Source organism: Humibacter sp. (assembly GCF_035547335.1).
Classification (GTDB): Bacteria; Actinomycetota; Actinomycetes; order Actinomycetales; family Microbacteriaceae; genus Humibacter.
The window spans coordinates 1-16,430 of record NZ_DASZVF010000038.1 but is presented as its reverse complement, the minus strand read 5'-3'; the positions used below and the strand labels follow the sequence as shown (position 1 = coordinate 16,430).

General features: G+C 70.6%; 14 protein-coding genes. 5 read left to right on the top strand and 9 right to left on the bottom strand.

What is annotated here, in order from left to right:
- The 4 genes from VHB92_RS08410 to VHB92_RS08395 all read right to left on the bottom strand — a co-directional run.
- Positions 1-1,629, bottom strand: a 1,629-nt coding sequence (locus VHB92_RS08410) for a PH domain-containing protein (protein ID WP_325453265.1), incomplete at its 3' end; no start/stop codon positions are given.
- Entirely contained in the window at positions 1,626-2,144 is a 519-nt protein-coding gene (locus tag VHB92_RS08405; protein WP_325453264.1) for a PH domain-containing protein, read from the bottom strand. The genes VHB92_RS08410 and VHB92_RS08405, both read right to left, overlap by 4 nt.
- A 29-nt stretch (positions 2,145-2,173) precedes the next feature.
- A complete protein-coding gene (locus tag VHB92_RS08400; RefSeq protein WP_325453262.1) occupies positions 2,174-3,013 on the bottom strand; it encodes an ABC transporter permease in 840 nt (279 codons plus the stop codon).
- Positions 3,010-4,032 (bottom strand): ATP-binding cassette domain-containing protein, encoded by a 1,023-nt coding sequence (locus VHB92_RS08395; protein ID WP_325453260.1) that lies wholly within the window; start codon positions 4,030-4,032, stop codon positions 3,010-3,012. The genes VHB92_RS08400 and VHB92_RS08395 overlap by 4 nt, the downstream gene beginning before the upstream one ends.
- Positions 4,033-4,331: 299 nt before the next feature.
- On the opposite strand from VHB92_RS08395, the gene VHB92_RS08390 reads away from it, so the two are divergent.
- Together VHB92_RS08390 and VHB92_RS08385 are read left to right on the top strand one after the other, a co-directional pair.
- Complete coding sequence (locus VHB92_RS08390; RefSeq protein WP_325453258.1) at positions 4,332-5,687, top strand: glycosyl hydrolase; 1,356 nt, start codon at positions 4,332-4,334, stop codon at positions 5,685-5,687.
- Between the two features lie 73 nt (positions 5,688-5,760).
- Positions 5,761-6,672 carry a sulfurtransferase gene (locus VHB92_RS08385; RefSeq protein WP_325453256.1) on the top strand — a complete coding sequence of 304 codons (912 nt, stop codon included), beginning with the start codon at positions 5,761-5,763 and terminating at the stop codon, positions 6,670-6,672.
- Positions 6,673-6,713: 41 nt separating this feature from the next.
- On the opposite strand, the gene VHB92_RS08380 is transcribed toward VHB92_RS08385, so the two are convergent.
- Together VHB92_RS08380 and VHB92_RS08375 are read right to left on the bottom strand one after the other, a co-directional pair.
- The gene (locus tag VHB92_RS08380; RefSeq protein ID WP_325453254.1) at positions 6,714-9,341 is read right to left on the bottom strand and encodes a DEAD/DEAH box helicase; all 2,628 of its coding nucleotides are present in this window, start codon (positions 9,339-9,341) and stop codon (positions 6,714-6,716) included.
- 113 nt (positions 9,342-9,454) lie between these two features.
- Entirely contained in the window at positions 9,455-10,054 is a 600-nt protein-coding gene (locus VHB92_RS08375) for a LysR family transcriptional regulator substrate-binding protein (protein WP_325453252.1), read from the bottom strand.
- A gap of 154 nt (positions 10,055-10,208) precedes the next feature.
- On the opposite strand from VHB92_RS08375, the gene VHB92_RS08370 reads away from it, so the two are divergent.
- Positions 10,209-10,607 carry a DUF5997 family protein gene (locus VHB92_RS08370; RefSeq protein ID WP_325453250.1) on the top strand — a complete coding sequence of 133 codons (399 nt, stop codon included), beginning with the start codon at positions 10,209-10,211 and terminating at the stop codon, positions 10,605-10,607.
- Between the two features lie 10 nt (positions 10,608-10,617).
- Here the strand turns inward: VHB92_RS08370 and VHB92_RS08365 are convergent, their stop codons facing one another.
- Together VHB92_RS08365 and VHB92_RS08360 are read right to left on the bottom strand one after the other, a co-directional pair.
- A complete protein-coding gene (locus tag VHB92_RS08365; protein ID WP_325453247.1) occupies positions 10,618-13,770 on the bottom strand; it encodes a helix-turn-helix transcriptional regulator in 3,153 nt (1,050 codons plus the stop codon).
- Positions 13,771-13,852: 82 nt separating this feature from the next.
- On the bottom strand, positions 13,853-14,050 hold the full coding sequence (locus tag VHB92_RS08360) for a hypothetical protein (RefSeq protein WP_325453245.1): 198 nt from the start codon (positions 14,048-14,050) through the stop codon (positions 13,853-13,855).
- Positions 14,051-14,227: 177 nt separating this feature from the next.
- Here VHB92_RS08360 and VHB92_RS08355 point away from each other — a divergent pair, with 177 nt between their 5' ends.
- Positions 14,228-14,503, top strand: coding sequence for an acylphosphatase (locus tag VHB92_RS08355; protein ID WP_325453243.1), 276 nt, complete (start codon positions 14,228-14,230; stop codon positions 14,501-14,503).
- A 10-nt stretch (positions 14,504-14,513) separates the two neighbouring features.
- Here VHB92_RS08355 and VHB92_RS08350 read toward each other — a convergent pair whose 3' ends face one another.
- A complete protein-coding gene (locus tag VHB92_RS08350) occupies positions 14,514-15,809 on the bottom strand; it encodes a M18 family aminopeptidase (RefSeq protein ID WP_325453241.1) in 1,296 nt (431 codons plus the stop codon).
- A 111-nt stretch (positions 15,810-15,920) separates the two neighbouring features.
- On the opposite strand from VHB92_RS08350, the gene VHB92_RS08345 reads away from it, so the two are divergent.
- A complete protein-coding gene (locus VHB92_RS08345) occupies positions 15,921-16,427 on the top strand; it encodes a glutathione peroxidase (RefSeq protein ID WP_325453239.1) in 507 nt (168 codons plus the stop codon).
- Positions 16,428-16,430: the final 3 nt, after the last annotated feature.

Sequence of the window (16,430 nt, the reverse complement as noted above, 5' to 3'; positions counted from 1 at the left end):
GCGAGCCGGATCCACGCCGGCGAGCTCCACCGCCCGCGGCGTGCGCACGAGCACCTCGTCGGCGATGCGCCACGCCTCGTCGACCGGGATGTCGGGAATCGAGTACCTGTGCCGGCCGGCCGCCGTCGTGGCGATCAGCGTCGCGAGCCCGGCACGTCGCTGGAAGAACGACCTGCGCACCCTGAAGCCGATGATGCCCGCCGTGTCGAGCACGACGCGCTTGCGCGCGAGCGATCCGTGGCTCGTGACGAGCCGGCCGGGAAGCAGCGCGTGCCCGAGTCCCCGCCATCGGTCCTCGGCCAGCAGGCAGGCAGCGGGCACGATGGCGGCGAACGCGGTCCAGGCCAGCGGATGCAGGTAGCCGAGCGCCTGCGCGGCGAGCGCTGCAGCTGCCAGCAGCGCGACCCCGGTGGCGGCCCGGGTGTAGCGGCGACGATGCGCGCGCGGACCGTGCCGCTGCAGCTCGCACGTGAGCGGTTCCGCATCCCCGAGCACGGCGGACGCGACGCGCATGCCGTCGGCGCGGGGTCCGGCCGGCTCGACCACGAGGAGCCCGGCCCTGTCGCGTCCGAGGCCCGTCATGATGGCGTGCACGGATGCCGCACCGACGGCGCGCAGCGACAGCGGCTCGTTGAGGCTGACGCCGCGCAGGCGGCGCTCGTCGAGCGTGACCTGCCGCGTGCGGAGCAGTCCGTGGCGAACGTGCAGCGTCGTCGCATCCGAGCGCCAGATCGTGAAGCCGCTGTACGACAGCACGTACCGCGCGAGCGCGATGACCGAGGCCGCTGCGATGAGCACGATGGCCCCGGCGAGAACGAGCTCGACGGGTGGGACACGGCCCGCGGCATCCAGACCCGCGCGCACGATCGGCAGCCTGACGAGCAGTCCGCCGTCGAAGAACTGCAGCTGCAGCGCGAAGAACGCGGCGGCGAGCAGCGACCCGACTCCGGTCAGCGTGAACGGCGCGAACCTGGCCCACGACCAGCGCCAGCCGCTGAAGTCGCGACCGGCAGCCTCCGCGTCCGCCATGGCGGAGGCCGACGTTCCTCCGCGCGTCGCCGAGCCGCCGTCGAGCGGTGCCGGCGCGGCATCCGACGGCGCCGTCGCGTCCGTCCCGTCCTGCTCGATGCCGCGCAGCAGCTCGGCGCGCAGTCCCGGGATCTCGGAGACGGCGACGCCGTCGAAGTCGAGCCCGTCCTGCCCGTGCGACGCACTCGTCCCCACCTTCACCACGGCCAGGCCGACGAGGCGGTGCAGCAGCGACGCGTCGACGTCGACCGAGCGGATGCGCTCGCGCGGCACGGAGAGCGTGCGGCGGTTCAGGAAGCCGCGGCGCACCTGCACGTGCGTGTCCGTGATGCGGTAGCTGGTCGTGACCCAGCGGAGCAGGCCGACGACGACGCCGAGGCCGGAGAGCACGTACGTCCACCACGGCTCGCCGCCGACGGAACCCGCGACGACCGCGAGAAGCAGCACGGGCAGGTATCTGATCAGCTCCCGCACCGGGTGCACGAGCAGCATGCGCGGGTCGAGCCTGCGCCACGGCGTGGCGTCGGCATCCGCGCCTGGCGACGGCATCCCGCTACGCTCCGCCGACTCCGCGTCGTCGGGCACGGGGTGCGACGTCATGTCGCGTCTCCTGGCGTCTGCTGGGCCACGGCCGTCAGCGCCGCCACGACGTCGCGAGCGACGGCGTCATCGAGAGCGTGGATGCTCAGCGCGCCGGCAGACGACGCCGTGGTGACGGTGACGGTGGTGAGACCGTAGATGCGGTGCAGGAACCCGCGACGCGAGTCGACGGTCTGCAGTCGGGCGATGGGGGCGACGCGGGTCTCCTGGGTGAGCCATCCGCTGCGCACGCAGACGGCGTCGTCGGTGATCTCCCACCTGTGCACGCGGTACCGCCATCTCGGCATGACCGAGACGTGCACGACGGCGACGAGCGCCGTGAGCGCAAGCCCGCCGAGATGGGGCGGGCTGCTCCACGCGTTCGCGATCAGCATCCAGGCGAGCTGGAGGCACGCGAACACGACCCAGCCGACGATCGCGTTCCACGTCCAGAACGGCACGGCCCTGGGGCTCGGACGACCAGACGGCTCACGCACGAGGAGCGCGATGCGCCCCGTCGACTCGGACGCTGTCATGGTCTTCCCTTCCCGTTCGGCCGGTGACGTCAGGCCTTGCGCATGTACGCGCGGACCGTCAGCGGTGCGAACACCACTACGATGATCGCCGCGCCCAGCAGCGAGATCCACAGGTCGCCGCCGATGGTCCCGTTGTTGGCGAGGTCTCGAACGGCCGTGACGAGGTGCGAGATCGGGTTCACGTTCACGAACCACTGCAGCACCTGAGGCAGGCTCTTCACCGGCACGTAGGCGTTCGAGAGGAACGTCAGCGGGAACAGCACGAGCATCGAGATGCCCTGCACGCTGGATGCCGTGCGAGCGATCACCCCGAAGAACGCGAAGATCCAGCTGATCGCCCAGGAGCAGGCGATGATGAGCAGCCCGGCCAGCACGACGTTTCCGAAGCCGCCGGCCGGGTGGTATCCGATCACGTAGCCAACAACGAACGTGATGGTCGTGGCGATCGCGTACCGCACGGTGTCGGCGAGCAGGGCGCCGGAGAGCGGCGCGATGCGGGCGATCGGAAGCGAGCGGAACCTGTCGAACACGCCCTTGTCCATGTCCTCCCTAAGCTGCACGCCGGTCACCACGGACGTGGTGATGACGGTCTGCACGAGGATGCCGGGGATGAGGAGCGGCAGGTAGCTCTGCACGTTGCCGGCGATCGCGCCTCCGAAGAGGTACGCGAACATGAGCGTGAAGATGATCGGCTGCACCGTGACATCCACGAGCTGCTCCGGCGTTCGCCGGATCTTCACGAGGCCGCGGTAGGCCATCGTGAACGTGTTGCTCAGGGTCTCGCGCAGGCTGGTGTGGTTCTTGAGCCGTCTCTCGGACGGCGGAACGATGCGTCCCGGTGCTGTCGGTGACGGCGCGATGGTGCTCATGCGTTCACCTTCTCCTTCTCGCCTGCGCCGTCTTCGGGCTCTGGCGTGTTCTGATCGGCCGCGTCGTGGCCTGTGATGGTGAGGAAGACCTCGTCGAGGCTCGGCTGCCGAACGCTCATCTCGGTCAGATGGATGCCCGCCTCGCGCAGCGTGACGAGCAGGTCGGTGACGCGGTCGGCGTCTGCCATCGGAGCCGTGATGCGCGCGGCCTCGGGTGAGAGCGAGCCGCGCACGCCCAGCACGCGCTCGATGGCGGTGAGGGCATCCTCGGTGTCCGCCGGGTCCTCGATGCGCAGCTGCAGAGAGGACGTGCCGACGGATGCCTTCAGCTCGTCGGCCGTGCCCTCCGCGACGACGCGACCGCGGTCGATGACCGCGATGCGGTCGGCCAGCTGGTCGGCCTCGTCGAGGTACTGCGTGGTGAGCAGCACGGTGGATCCGGTCGCCACCAGCTCGCGGATGGTGTCCCACATCTGGCCGCGCGTGCGCGGGTCGAGGCCCGTCGTCGGCTCGTCGAGGAAGATGAGCGGCGGCTGGGCGATGAGGGATGCCGCGAGGTCGAGCCTGCGCCGCATGCCGCCGGAGAACTTCTTCAGCGGCCGCTTGGCGGCATCCGTCAGCCCGAACCGTTCGAGCAGCTCCTCGGCCTTCAGCTTCGACTCCTTGCGGCCGAGGCCCAGCAGGCGCGAGAAGATCACGAGGTTCTCGGTGGCCGACAGCGTCTCGTCGACCGAGGCGTACTGGCCGGTGACGCCGATGAGCTGGCGCACGATCTGCGCCTCCTTCATGACGTCGTGGCCGAAGATGCTGGCGGCGCCGGCATCGGGCTTGAGCAGCGTCGCGAGCATGCTGATGGTCGTGGTCTTGCCCGCGCCGTTGGGCCCGAGCACGCCGTAGACCGTGCCCGGTCGTACGAGCAGGTCGACGCCGTCGACCGCCCGGTTGTCGCCGAACGTCTTGACGAGTCCGTGGGCCTCGATGGCCCAGTCCGCGCCCGTGATGTCGTTCCGTGCGTTCATGGCGATCCCTCCTTGTCGTGTGTCGTGTGTCATGTGTCGTGGTTGGTGTGTCGTGTTGTTGTCGTCGGGGCGACGCCGGAGTGGGCGTCGAGCTCGATGAACAGGATGCGCGCGGCCGCTTTCGCCGCACTTACGTGCCGCTTACAGACGCTCACGGCCGTGTCAGCCCGGGCCGCGTTTCGATGACAGATAATGCCGACCGAAGGGCGGGGATCGACATTTTCTGCACGTGAAACGCGCTCGGGTCCGCACGCTGGGGCTCCCAGCGCGCGGCGGATGCGCGTCGGTACCGTGATGACATGCCTGACGCAGAACGTTCCGCCGCCCACGACGAGCGGGCACGACCGGATGACGTCTCCCGCACGACAGCGTCCGTGCGGTTCGGCGTCAACTACACGCCGTCACGGGAGTGGATGCACTCCTGGCTCTCCCTCCGCCCGGATGACGTGCGTCGTGACTTCGCCGCCATCGCGGAGCTCGGCCTCGACCACGTCAGGGTCTTCCCGCTCTGGCCCGTGCTGCAGCCCAACCGCACTCTGATCCGAGCGGAGGCGCTCGACGACGTGCGCACGGTCGTCGACATCGCAGCGGAGTTCGAGCTGGATGCGAGCGTCGACGTTCTGCAGGGGCACCTGTCGAGCTTCGACTTCGTGCCCTCCTGGCTGGCGACCTGGCACGACCGCAACATGTTCACGGAGCCGGCCGTGGTGGATGCCCAGGCAGCGCTCGTCCGTTCGCTGGGCTCGCGTCTGGCCGACGCCCCGAACTTCCTCGGCCTCACGCTCGGCAACGAGGTGAACCAGTTCTCGGATCGTCCGCACCCTTCGCCGTGGCCGGCGTCTCAGGAGCAGGCCGAACGGTGGCTGGAGACGCTGCTGGATGCCGCGCGCGACGCGGCACCGCACGCGACGCACGTGCACAGCGAGTACGACGCCGTGTGGTACCTCGACGGGCATCCGTTCACGCCGGCGCAGGCGAGCCGTATGGGCGCCATGACCACCGTGCACTCGTGGATCTTCAACGGCACGGCGCAGCGGTACGGCGGGCGCTCGACGGCATCCGATCGCCATGCCGAGTACCTCATCGAGCTGTCGCGCGCGTTCCAGGCCGACCCGCGTCGCGGCATCTGGCTGCAGGAGGTGGGTGCGCCGTCCAACTGCCTGGACGAGCAGGAGATGCCGGGCTTCCTCGAGGCGACGGTGCGTGCCGCAACGCGGTCCGCCGGTCTGTGGGGCGTCACGTGGTGGTGCTCGCACGACGTGGACCGCGGGCTGGCCGACTTCCCCGAGCTCGAGTACTCGCTCGGGCTCATCGATCAGGGCGGCCGCGTCAAGGAGACGGGGCGGAGGCTCGCGGAGCTCGCCGCCGAGCTCCGGCATCCACCCGCTCCCGCCCAGCGTCGCGTGGCCGTCGTCATCGACGTCGACGATCACGACGTGCCGGTCAGCCGCACCGCGATGAGCCCTGGCGGGGCGATCTTCCAGGCCTGGGTCGACCTCTGCGAGTCAGGAATGGACCCGGCGTTCGTCACGTCGACGGATGCCGCCCACCGCGACATCCTGTCGGCCCGCGGTATCGGCGAGCTGGTGCGGCCCGACCTCTCGTCGTCGGCCGTCGGCCGATACGCCTCCGTCAACACGGACGTCGCCGACTAGCGGCCGCGAGCGCGCGTTACGCCGTGTTGAGCGCGCTCCGCGGTGCGCGCCGCCTCGGTCGTACGGTGGGGCGGTGACTGCGCTGGAATCCGCGATCGGCCGCACCGCACGGCCCCACCTCGTCTCGACCGAGGAACTCGCGCGCCGGCTGGCCGCCCCGCACGACGCGGAGCCGCGGCTCGTCGTCGTGGATGCGACCGTCGTGCAGGTGCAGGGTTTCGACGGGCATCCCGCCTACGTCACCGGGCACGAGCAGTATCTCGTCGGGGGTCACGTGCCCGGCGCGGTCTTCGCCGATCTGCTGGAGGAGTTCAGCGACCCACGGGGCGAGTTCGCCTTCACGCGGCCGGATGCCGACCGCTTCTCCCGTGCTGCGGCCTCCCTCGGCATCGACCGTGACACGTTCGTCGTCGTGTACGACGACGCCGTCGGCCAGTGGGCGGCGCGACTGTGGTGGCTGTTCCGCTCGTTCGGGCACGAGCATGTGGCCGTGCTCGACGGCGGCCTGCGCACGTGGGCCGCCGAGCAGCGGCCGCTCGACGTCGGACACGTCGAGCCGACGCCGACGGCCGGCTACCAGGCGACCGAGCTGCCCGGGTTCTGGGCGGACAAGAGCCGCATCGAACGCGCGCTGAGCGGCGAGCAGGCGGCGACGCTCGTCTGCGGGCTTCCGCCGCGGGAGTTCTCCGGCGAGACCGGCCATCGGCCGAGACTCGGGCACATTCCCGGCAGCATCAGCGCACCCGCCGGCCGGCTCGTCGACCGGCAAACCAACACGTTCCTGCCCGACGAGGAGCTGCGCGGCGTGCTCGCGGACGTGCTGGCCTCGCCCGAGCCCGTCGTGACGTACTGCGCAGGCGGAGTCGCAGCGACCGCCGACGCGCTGGCGCTGGCCGTGCTCGGCCGCGACGACGTGACCGTGTACGACGGGTCGCTGAACGAGTGGGCCGCCGACGAGTCGGCTCCGCTCGTGACCGTGGCCTGACGACCTCGCGCTGACAGCGTTCCTCGGGCCCGGCTCGCCGGTCAGAGCGCGCCGACCGCCGTCACGCGGAGGACTGCGGCGCCCGCCTGGTCGGAGGCGGCCAGATCCACGTCGGCGGCGATGCCCCAGTCGTGGTCGCCCGCAGGATCGGCGAGGATCTGCCGCACGTGCCAGACGTGCGCGGCCTGCGCATCCGATTCGTCGACGATGAGCATGGCGGCGCTGCGTGCATCGGCGTCGGTGCCGATGGAATCGTGCTGAGCGTAGTAGGCGTCGAGGGCGTCGGCCCAGGCATCCTCGCCGAATTCGGGGTCGAGCGCTGCGAGCTCGTCGGGCCGGTCCAGCGCCGCCCACTGCACACGGCGGAACAGCTCGTTGCGCACGAGCACGAGGAACGCCCGCCGGTTGGAGGTGACGGTGCGCGGCTCCGGCGGAACGATCGCGGTCTCTTCGGCGTGGCGAACGGCATCCGGGTGCACGAGCTCCTCCCACTCGTCCAGCAGGCTGGAGTCGACCTGCCGCACGAGCTCGCCCAGCCATTCGATGACGTCGCGCAGCTCGTCGTTCTTCGCCTCGTCGGGAACCGTCTGCCGCAGCGCCCGGAAGGCGTCGGAGAGGTAGCGCAGCACAACCCCCTCGCTGCCGGCGAGTTTGTAGAACGCGATGTACTCGGCGAACGTCATGGCCCGTTCGAACATGTCGCGCACCACGGCCTTGGGGCTCAGTTCGAAGTCGCGTACCCAGGGCTGGCTCGCGCTGTAGGTCTCGAACGCCTGCTGCAGGATGCCGTCGAGCGGCTTCGGCCACGACACCTCCTCGAGGAGCTCCATGCGTTCGTCGTACTCGATGCCCTCCGCCTTCATCGCGGCGATCGCCTCGCCTCGCGCCAGGTGCTGCTGCGCGAACAGCACGGGGCGCGGATCATCGAGCGTCGCCTCCACGACCGACACGATGTCGAGGGCGTAGTCGCCCGTGCCTACGCCACGTGGTGACGCGTTCCCACCGACCATCGCACCGGCCGAGCTGTTCTCGCCTGCCGAGGGTGCCGGTCCCCTCCCCGTGCCGCCGCCTGGCGCGTCGTCGACGGGCGAGAACAACTCGAACGCCGCGAGCGCGAACGGCGACAGCGGCTGGTTCAGGGCGAAGTTGGGCTGCAGGTCGACCGTGAGCCGGGGGATGCCGTCCCGCCCCTTCTCGACGACTCCCGCCGTCACGAGCGTGCGGTAGATGCCCAGCGCTCGCCGCGCGAGCTCCAGCTGACGCTTCCACGGCTCGTGATTGTCGAACACGAGCGAGCGCACGTTGGCGAAGACGTCTCCACCCCGGCCGATGACGTTGACGATCATCGCGCTCGTGATCTGCATGTGCGGAGACAGCGTCTCCGGCTCGGCGTCGATGAGCCGCCGGAACGATGGCTCTCCCCACGACACGAATCCCTCTGGGGCTCGCTTCCGCACGATCTTGCGCTTCTTCTTCGGGTCGTCCCCCGCCTTCGCCACAGCTCGGGCATTCTCGATGTCGTGCTCGGGCGCCTGAGCGACCACCGTTCCCGCCGTGTCGTACCCCGCCCGCCCGGCGCGACCCGCGATCTGGTGGAACTCGCGGGCCGTGAGCTGGCGCATCCGGCTGCCGTCGAACTTCGTCAGGGCCGTGAGCAGCACGGTGCGGATCGGCACGTTGATGCCCACGCCCAGCGTGTCCGTGCCGCACACGACGCGCAGCAGTCCTCGCTGCGCCAGTTGCTCGACGAGCCGGCGGTACTTCGGCAGCATGCCGGCGTGGTGTACACCGATGCCCAGGCGCAGCAAGCGGGACAGGGTGTGCCCGAAGCCGGTGGCGAACCGGAAGCCGCCGATCGCGTCCGCGATGGCATTCCGCTGCTCCCTGCTGGCGACGGATGCGCCCGCCAGCGCCTGTGCCCGCTCGAGCGCATCCTTCTGCGAGAAGTGCACGACGTAGACGGGCGCCTTGCCCGCATCCAGCAGCTCCTGGATCGTCTCGTGCACGGGGGTGAGCGCGTACTCGTAGTCCAGCGGAACTGGTCGCTCGACGCCCGTGACGGCGATCGTCTCGCGGTGTGTGCGCCCGGAGAGGTCGTCGGCGATGCCGCTCACGTCGCCCAGCGTGGCGCTCATCAGCACGAACTGGGCACGCTCGAGAACGAGCAGCGGAACCTGCCACGCCCAGCCACGGTCGGGGTCGGCGTAGAAGTGGAACTCGTCCATCACCACCTGGTCGACAGGAGCGTCCGGACCGAGGCGCAGCGCGAGATTGGCGAGGATCTCCGCGGTGCAGCAGATGACCGGCGCGTCAGGGTTCACCTGGGAGTCGCCCGTCATCATGCCCACGTTCTCCGCCCCGAACGTGTCGGCCAGCGCGAAGAACTTCTCCGACACGAGCGCCTTGATGGGCGCGGTGTAGAACGAGCGGCGGCCGTCGGCCATCGCCGCCGCGTGCGCGCCGACCGCGATCAGCGACTTCCCGGTACCGGTCGGCGTGGAGACGATGACGTTGGCCCCCGAGACGATGCCGATGAGGGATTCCTCCTGGGCCGGGTACAGCGTGAGGCCGCGTTCGCCGGCCCATTCCGAGAACACGTCGAACACGTCGTCGGGCGAGCCGAGCCCCTTCACCCGCTCGTCGAGTCGGGTGTCGTCTGCTGGGCTCACCCGTCAAGGCTAGCGGCGGGCACGCCGCGGGCGCCCTGCGCGATGGAGACGCTGCGGCGCACGTCGGAGGGGCTGCGATGGACGCGGGAGACGCTGCGATGAACGTCGGAACCTCAGGCGCGCGAGCTGTTCACGGTGCGCCCGCGCACGATGCCGATGAACGTGTCGATCCGGTGCTGGTCGTCCGCGGTGCGCGCCGGCCGGGGGTCGCTGAGCCAGGCCAGCGCGATGCGCGTGTGTTCGGCATCCGACACGTCGCGCGCGACCAGATCCTGGCGCGAATGCACCCGGGCCACCGACTGCGGCAGCACGACGCTGCCGACACCGGCCGCTACGAGCGCCAGAGCATCTTCGACTGCCGCGTCGAAGGGATGCACGGGGGCGCCGAGCTCAGCCACCTCCGCGAGCGACACGTGGTCGGCGGCGGCGATGGCGTCGTCCTTCGGCACGACGACGACCTGCCGCTCCTCGTACAACGGGATGGCGTGCAGACCTTCCCTGTCGATCGGAAGCCGCACGAACGCCATGTCTGCCCGGCCATCGCGGAGCACCGCGAGCTGCTCGTGCTGGTCGATGCGCGCGAGCTCGAGGGGGACGCGTCGCATCCTCTCCCGCCACAGGCGTTCCCACTTGGTCGGCGTCACGCCCCGCACGTACGCGACGCGGAACGGGACGGCAGGCGGACGGGACTCGTTCACGCGCTCGTTCGCCACGGATGCCTCCCCTCGCCGCCCCGGTCGCCCCACGCTGCCACCACACGCCGTGCGCCTCTCGTCGTGCGCGACGAGAGCGACAACCCTGCGCTCTCCTGCCATTCTGCCGCCGATTCCGCGCCGCACCGTGCCGGCCGCCATCTAGCCTGGAGGGATGAGCGAGACGCTGCAGCCCGGTCCGGGCGCGATGAAGCCGGAAACCGCGGCGAAGAAGCTGGGCGTGTATCTGCCCGCGACGCCCGAGGAGTTCCGCTCGTCGGCCATCACCCGTGAGCGGTTCGCGGCGTTGCAGTCCGAGCCTCCGCAGTGGCTGACGGATCTGCGTCGCGACGGGCCGCACCCGCGTGACGTGGTCGCGCGCAAGCTCGGCGTCTCGACGAGCGGGCTGGCGCGCGCCGGGGTCACGGATGCCCTCACCACCGCCGAGATCCGGGATCTGCTCGCCTCTCCCCCGGCGTGGCTCGTGAAGGAGCGCGCGACCCAGGCGGCGGTGCGAGCGGAGAACGCCCGAATGAAAAAGCAGCGGGCGGAACGCGCGAGCGACAAGAGCTGAACGGCCGGCCCTACGCCGACACCTCCACACCGCGGCCCATTCCCCTGGCGAGGTACGCGGCCTCGGTGCGGCTCGTCGCACCGAGCTTGCGAAGGATCGCCGAGACGTGCACGCTCGCGGTCTTCGTGCTGATGTAGAGCCGCTCGCCGATCTGCTTGTTGCTCAGCCCCTGCGCGATGAGCTCGAGCACCTGCCGTTCCCGTTCCGTGAGTCGCGCCTCCCACGTCGTCTCCTCGGCGCGCGACGCCTCCGGTCGCTCCTGAGCGTCCGTCTCCAGACCTGACCGGTGCCCGAACTCGTCGATCCAGCCGAGCAGCAGCCCGGAGCCGAGCCGCTCCGCGAGTCGGCGGGACACCACGAGCTCCTGATGCGCCGACTCGCGATGGGCCGCCGAGACCTGCTGCACCGAGCGCTGCTGCACCGAGCGCTGCTGCACCGATCGCTGCCGCGCCGATCCGGTGCCGCCCGCCGTGGCAGCCAACAGTGCCTGCGCATGCCGGAAGCGCGCGTACGGCTCCAGGTGCGCGGGAGCGTCAGCGCGCAGCGACGCCTGAACGGCGTCGTCCCAGGCGTCGGCGTCCACCCCGTTCGCGGCGAGCTCGGCCTCGAACAGCGGTGCCCACACCGGCTCGGTAGGCCAGTTCCTGGCGGATGCCAGCACCTCGCGCAGCCCCGCCTCCGCCGAGTCCAGGTCGATGTGCTCGAGCGGACCGCCAGGTTGTCCGGCGCGCAGCTGCGCGAGCGTGCGCCCGGCATCCGCCAGCAGCGGCAGGTCGTACCCGCTCATGGTGCGGTGGTCTCGCAGCAGCACGCTGAGCGCTCGCCACGCCCGCTCCACGTCGCCCAGCGCCAGCGCCAGCTCGGCCTCGACACGCGCGACGCCGAGCCGGGACTGCACCTCGATCTCGGCCTGCACCTTCATCGTCGGCGCCCACAGATGCCACAGCTCGTCCGCCGCGACCAGTTCGCCCTTCCAGGTGAGCAGCCACAGCTTGATGCGCTGCAGGTGCACCCGGAAACCGGGTGGCGGGTTCAGCGCGAGCGCCGGCTCGAGCAGCGCGAACGCGTCGTCCCATCGTCCGAGGGCTGCGAGCGGCTCCACCGTGTTGGACGCCAGCATCACGCCGCCCGTGCGCTGCACTCCCAGTTGCCGCGCACGCTCCACGCCCGCGTTGCCGATCTGCACGGCATCCGCGTAACGGCCGATCAGGTGCATCACGTCGGACGTGTTGACGCGGTACCGCATCAGGGCGCCGTCCCTGGTCGCCGCAAGCTCCCCGGCACGCTCGAGATCGGCCAGCCCCTCTTCGATGCGACCCAGTCCCACCAGCGAGACCCCTCGGATGTTGTGCGACACCGAGCGGCGCGACAGGGATCCGGCAGCATCCGCCTGCGCGAGCGCCTTCGTGGCGACGGACACCGCCTCGTCGTACCGCGCCTCGAGCATGAGACGTCCCGCCAGGTCGCCCAGCACCTCGGCCGTCGTCTCCGAGCACGCGTCGTCTCCGAGTTCCGCGAGCGCCTCCTCCAGCAGGGCGGTGGAGCCGGGACGCGACAGCGCAGCGAGGTACTGCGCCTTGTCGGCGAGGAGTTCGGCGTGCTGCTCGACGTCGTGGCATTCATCCCGCGGGTCGTCCGGACCCGGACCGCTCTCCGCGAGCGCGGCATCCACCACGGTGAGCGCGCGATCGTTGTCGCCGGCGTCGTGCCAGGCCGCCGCCGTGCGCTGCATCAGCGTCACGTGCGACATGCCCGCCACGGACTCGGCGTCCTCGAGCTGTTCCCACAGTTCGAGTGCGCGTTCCCCCATGCGGGCCGAGCGCGCGAACGCGTAGGCCTGCCGCGCCTCGCGCATCGCGGCGAGCGTGGCGGGAAAGGCGCGAACGGGGTCGTGCGCGTCGAGGCGGTGCTGGGAGATCTCGTGGGCGACGAGGCGCCCGGTGCCGGCGAAGCTCTCCAGGGCATCCGCGTATGCGGCGTGGTAGCGCACCCGCTCGCCAGGCAGCACCTCGCTCAGCACGGCGGCGCGCACCAGGGCGTGCCTGAAGTCGTAACAGCTGTCGTCGATCACCAGCAGCGCGGCGTCGACGGCGGAGCGGATGGCGGCATCCAGCTCGATGGCGCTTCCCGGGTACACGACGGCGAGCAGGTCGTGGCGTACGCACGCACCGCCCACCGCGAGCAGCCGGAGCAGGTGCTGCGTCGTCTCGTCGAGTCGCTCGTAACGGGCGAGCAGCAGCTCGCGCAACGTCTCGGGCAGCACGCCCGACCCCGGCTCCCCTTCGCGATGGTCGGCGCCGGCCAGCTCCTCGACGAAGAACGGAACGCCCTCGCTGCGCTCGAACACGTCGTCGATGCGCGAGTCGTCGACGAGCCGCTCATCGACGCTGTGCTCATCGACGCGGTGCTCATCGACGCTGTGCTCATCGATGCTGTGCTGATTCATGCGCTCACCCACGCCGCGTCCGTCGCCCTGGCGCGTCGCCGCCGCGATCGCCTGCATCTGCGCTGCGACCTGGTCGCGGGTGAGCCTCGCGAGCTCCCATCTCGCCAGGCGCCTGCTGCGCTCGAGCTCGGGCAGCACGGGACGAAGCGGGTGCCCGCGCACGATCTCGTCGCTTCGGTACGTGACCACGATGAGGATTCCGGGAGCCTCCAGCATGCTCACCAGGAACCGCAGCAGCTCGATGGTCGCGCGGTCGGCCCAGTGCAGGTCTTCGACCACCAGCACGAGCCGGCGTTCACGCGCCACGTTCTCGAACAGCACGGCGATGAGCTCGTAGAGGCGCTCGGTGCCTGCCCGCTGCGGCAGCTGCCCGGTGGATGCCAGCTCGGGAAGCACGACGGACAGCACAGCCCGTGCCGGGCCTGCGGCCTCGAGCAGAGCGTCGATGCCGATCGTGGCGGCGAGCTCCCGCACGATCGCGGAGAACGGCGCGTACGGAGCGCTCTCCGCGCCGATGTCGACGCACCTGCCGGTGAGCACGAGCGCGTCGCCGACCTCGCGGCGGAACTCGGCCACCAGCCGGGTCTTGCCGATGCCCGCCTCGCCTCCGATGGCCACGGCCCGGGGCTCGTCCGCGCTGCGCCGGAACTCGGCCAGCAGGCCCTCGAGATCGGCCTCGCGGCCGATCATCTCGGGGCTGCTCACCGGTGATCTCACAAGCTCCATGCTGCCACCGACCACCGACACGGCGAGGACGGAATCGGACACCATGACCGCACTCCGCGACCGCCTCTTCCGGTCACCTCGTCGCGAGGTGACCGAACGCGGCCGGGCGGCGGTGAGCGCGCGTCGGGCGGCCGGTCGGAGCATCGGATGTGGCGGCGCTCTCGATGGCCCGCTCGGCCATGATCTCGCGCTGCCTGCGCACCCGCTCGAGCTCGTCGTATGCGCGCTTGCGCTCGGAGTTCAGTGCGTTCACCAGGGCTTCGTTGTACATCGTCTTCGTCCTCTTCCTCGTTGTCTAAGACGATGCTCGCGACTAAGGTAGGCACCTCGAATCGGGCGGATGCCTTATCTTTCGGATGCCCCGACACCTGCCGTCTTAAGCGCGGTCGTACCCCGTGGCATCTGCGCACCGCCCGGCGGTCCGAGGACGCACCGGAGGAGGCGCGGAATGCCCGAGATCACCCGCAAGCACCTGCTCGTGAGAGGACGGGTGCAGGGCGTCGGCTTCCGCTACACGTGCGCGGCCGTCGCGCGTTCCGCCTCGGTGCGCGGCTGGATCCGCAACCTGCCGGACGGCACCGTCGAAGCCGTCGCGGAGGGAGCGCGCGACGACGTGGCGGGGGTCGTCGAGTGGTGCAGGAAGGGACCGGACGGCGCATCCGTCTTCTCGGTGGACGTCGAGGAGGAGGTGCCGCAGGGCCTCACCGGATTCGAGATCCGCTGAGGCGCCGCATTCACGCGCCGGCGAAGAACTGGCCGAGAGCGGCAGAGAGCCATCGCGGGTCGTCGACGTGGCACAGCTCGCGCGCCGAGTGCATCGACAGCAGCGGCACGCCGACGTCGACGGTGCGGATGCCCAGGCGCGTCGCCGTGAGCGGGCCGATGGTGGTGCCGCATGGCACGGAGTTGTTCGACACGAACTCCTGGTACGGAACGCCGGCGGCTCCGCAGAGCCGCGCCCACAGCGCCGCGCCGTGCGCATCCGTCGCATAGCGCTGGTTCGCGTTGATCTTCAGCAGCGGACCCCCGCCCGCGATCGGCCGGTTCACCGCATCGTGCTTCTCCTGGTAGTTCGGGTGCACAGCGTGGCCCGCGTCTGCCGACACGCACCACGACGCCGCGTACGCCCTTCGCAGCGCGTCGCCGTCGGCGCCTGTCGCGCCGGCGATCCGCGACAGCACATCGTCGAGGATGGGTCCACTCGCGCCGGAGCGCGACTCGGACCCGAGCTCCTCGTGGTCGAAAGCGACGAGCACGCTGATGTGCCCTGGCGCCGGTCCGCCGTCGTTCCCCGCCGTCTCCAGCAGCGCAAGCAGACCGGCGTACACCGAGCTCAGGTTGTCGAGGCGGCCGGCCGCCAGAAGACTGCCGTCCAGCCCGAACACGCGAGGCGGCTGCGTGTCGGCGGTGACCAGGTCGAAGCCGGCGATCTCGGATGCCAGCACCCCGCCGACAGCGACCACCTCGGCCAGCAGGTCCTCCACCTGCGCCTCTCCGACGCCCCAGACCGGCTGGGTGTTGCGCTGCTTGTCGAGCACGAGGCCCTCGTTGTTCACGCCGCGATCCAGGTGCACGGCCAGTTGCGGGATGCGCAGCAGCGGGCCGGACCGCACGAGGTGCTCGGTGCCGTCGCTGGTGACCACACGCCCCGCGAGCTCCAGCTCGCGGTCCAGCCACGAGTTCAGCAACGGGCCGCCGTAGACCTCGACGCCGGCCTGGAGCCATCCGGCCGCGCCCGTCGTCGGTCTGGGCTTGAGCTTGAACCCTGGCGAATCGGTGTGCGCGCCCACGATGCGGAATGGCGTGCCCGGCTCGACGTCGGCGGGCGCCGCCCAGGCGACGACGGCACCGTCGCGCACGATCACTCCACGCTGGGGAACTCCGGGCTCGGGAACCGGCCACGGCTCCGTCTCATCGACGGCGGCGAAGCCCGCCGCCACGAGCTGCCTCGCCACCTCGGCCGCCGCGTGGTACGAGGAGGGAGATGCCGAAATGAACGCCGCGAAGTCGTCGATGTAGCCCGATGCCATGGCGCTATGTTCCCACGCGAAATGCGGACGCCGCGGGCGGTGCACCTGGGAGCCGGCCGACTTCTCACCCCTTCTCGCCTCTTCTCGGGGCCGTCGTCTTACGCTCGCACCATGACCACCGTCTCCGAGTCCGCCTGGGACCTTCCCCTCACCACCATCGACGGACAGACCACCTCCCTTCGCGCTTTCGACGGTAAGGCGATCCTCGTCGTCAACGTCGCATCCCGCTGCGGTCTCTCTCCGCAGTACGAGAAGCTCGAAGCGCTGCAGAAGATCTACGGCGAGCAGGGATTCACCGTGCTCGGGTTCCCGAGCAACCAGTTCCTGCAGGAGCTCGGCAGCGAGGACGCCATCAAGGAATACTGCTCGACGACCTGGGGCGTGACGTTCCCGATGTTCGAGCGGGTGAAGGTGAACGGCAAGTCGGCGCATCCGCTCTATCAGGAGCTCAAGAAGGCGCAGGATGCCTCTGGCAAAGCCGGCCGCATTCAGTGGAACTTCGAGAAGTTCCTGATCACGCCGGCCGGCGAGGTGCACCGCTTCCGTCCTCGCACGGAGCCGGACGCTCCAGAGGTGATCTCGGCGATCGAGACCGCGCTGCCCGCCGCAGCCGCCTGAGGG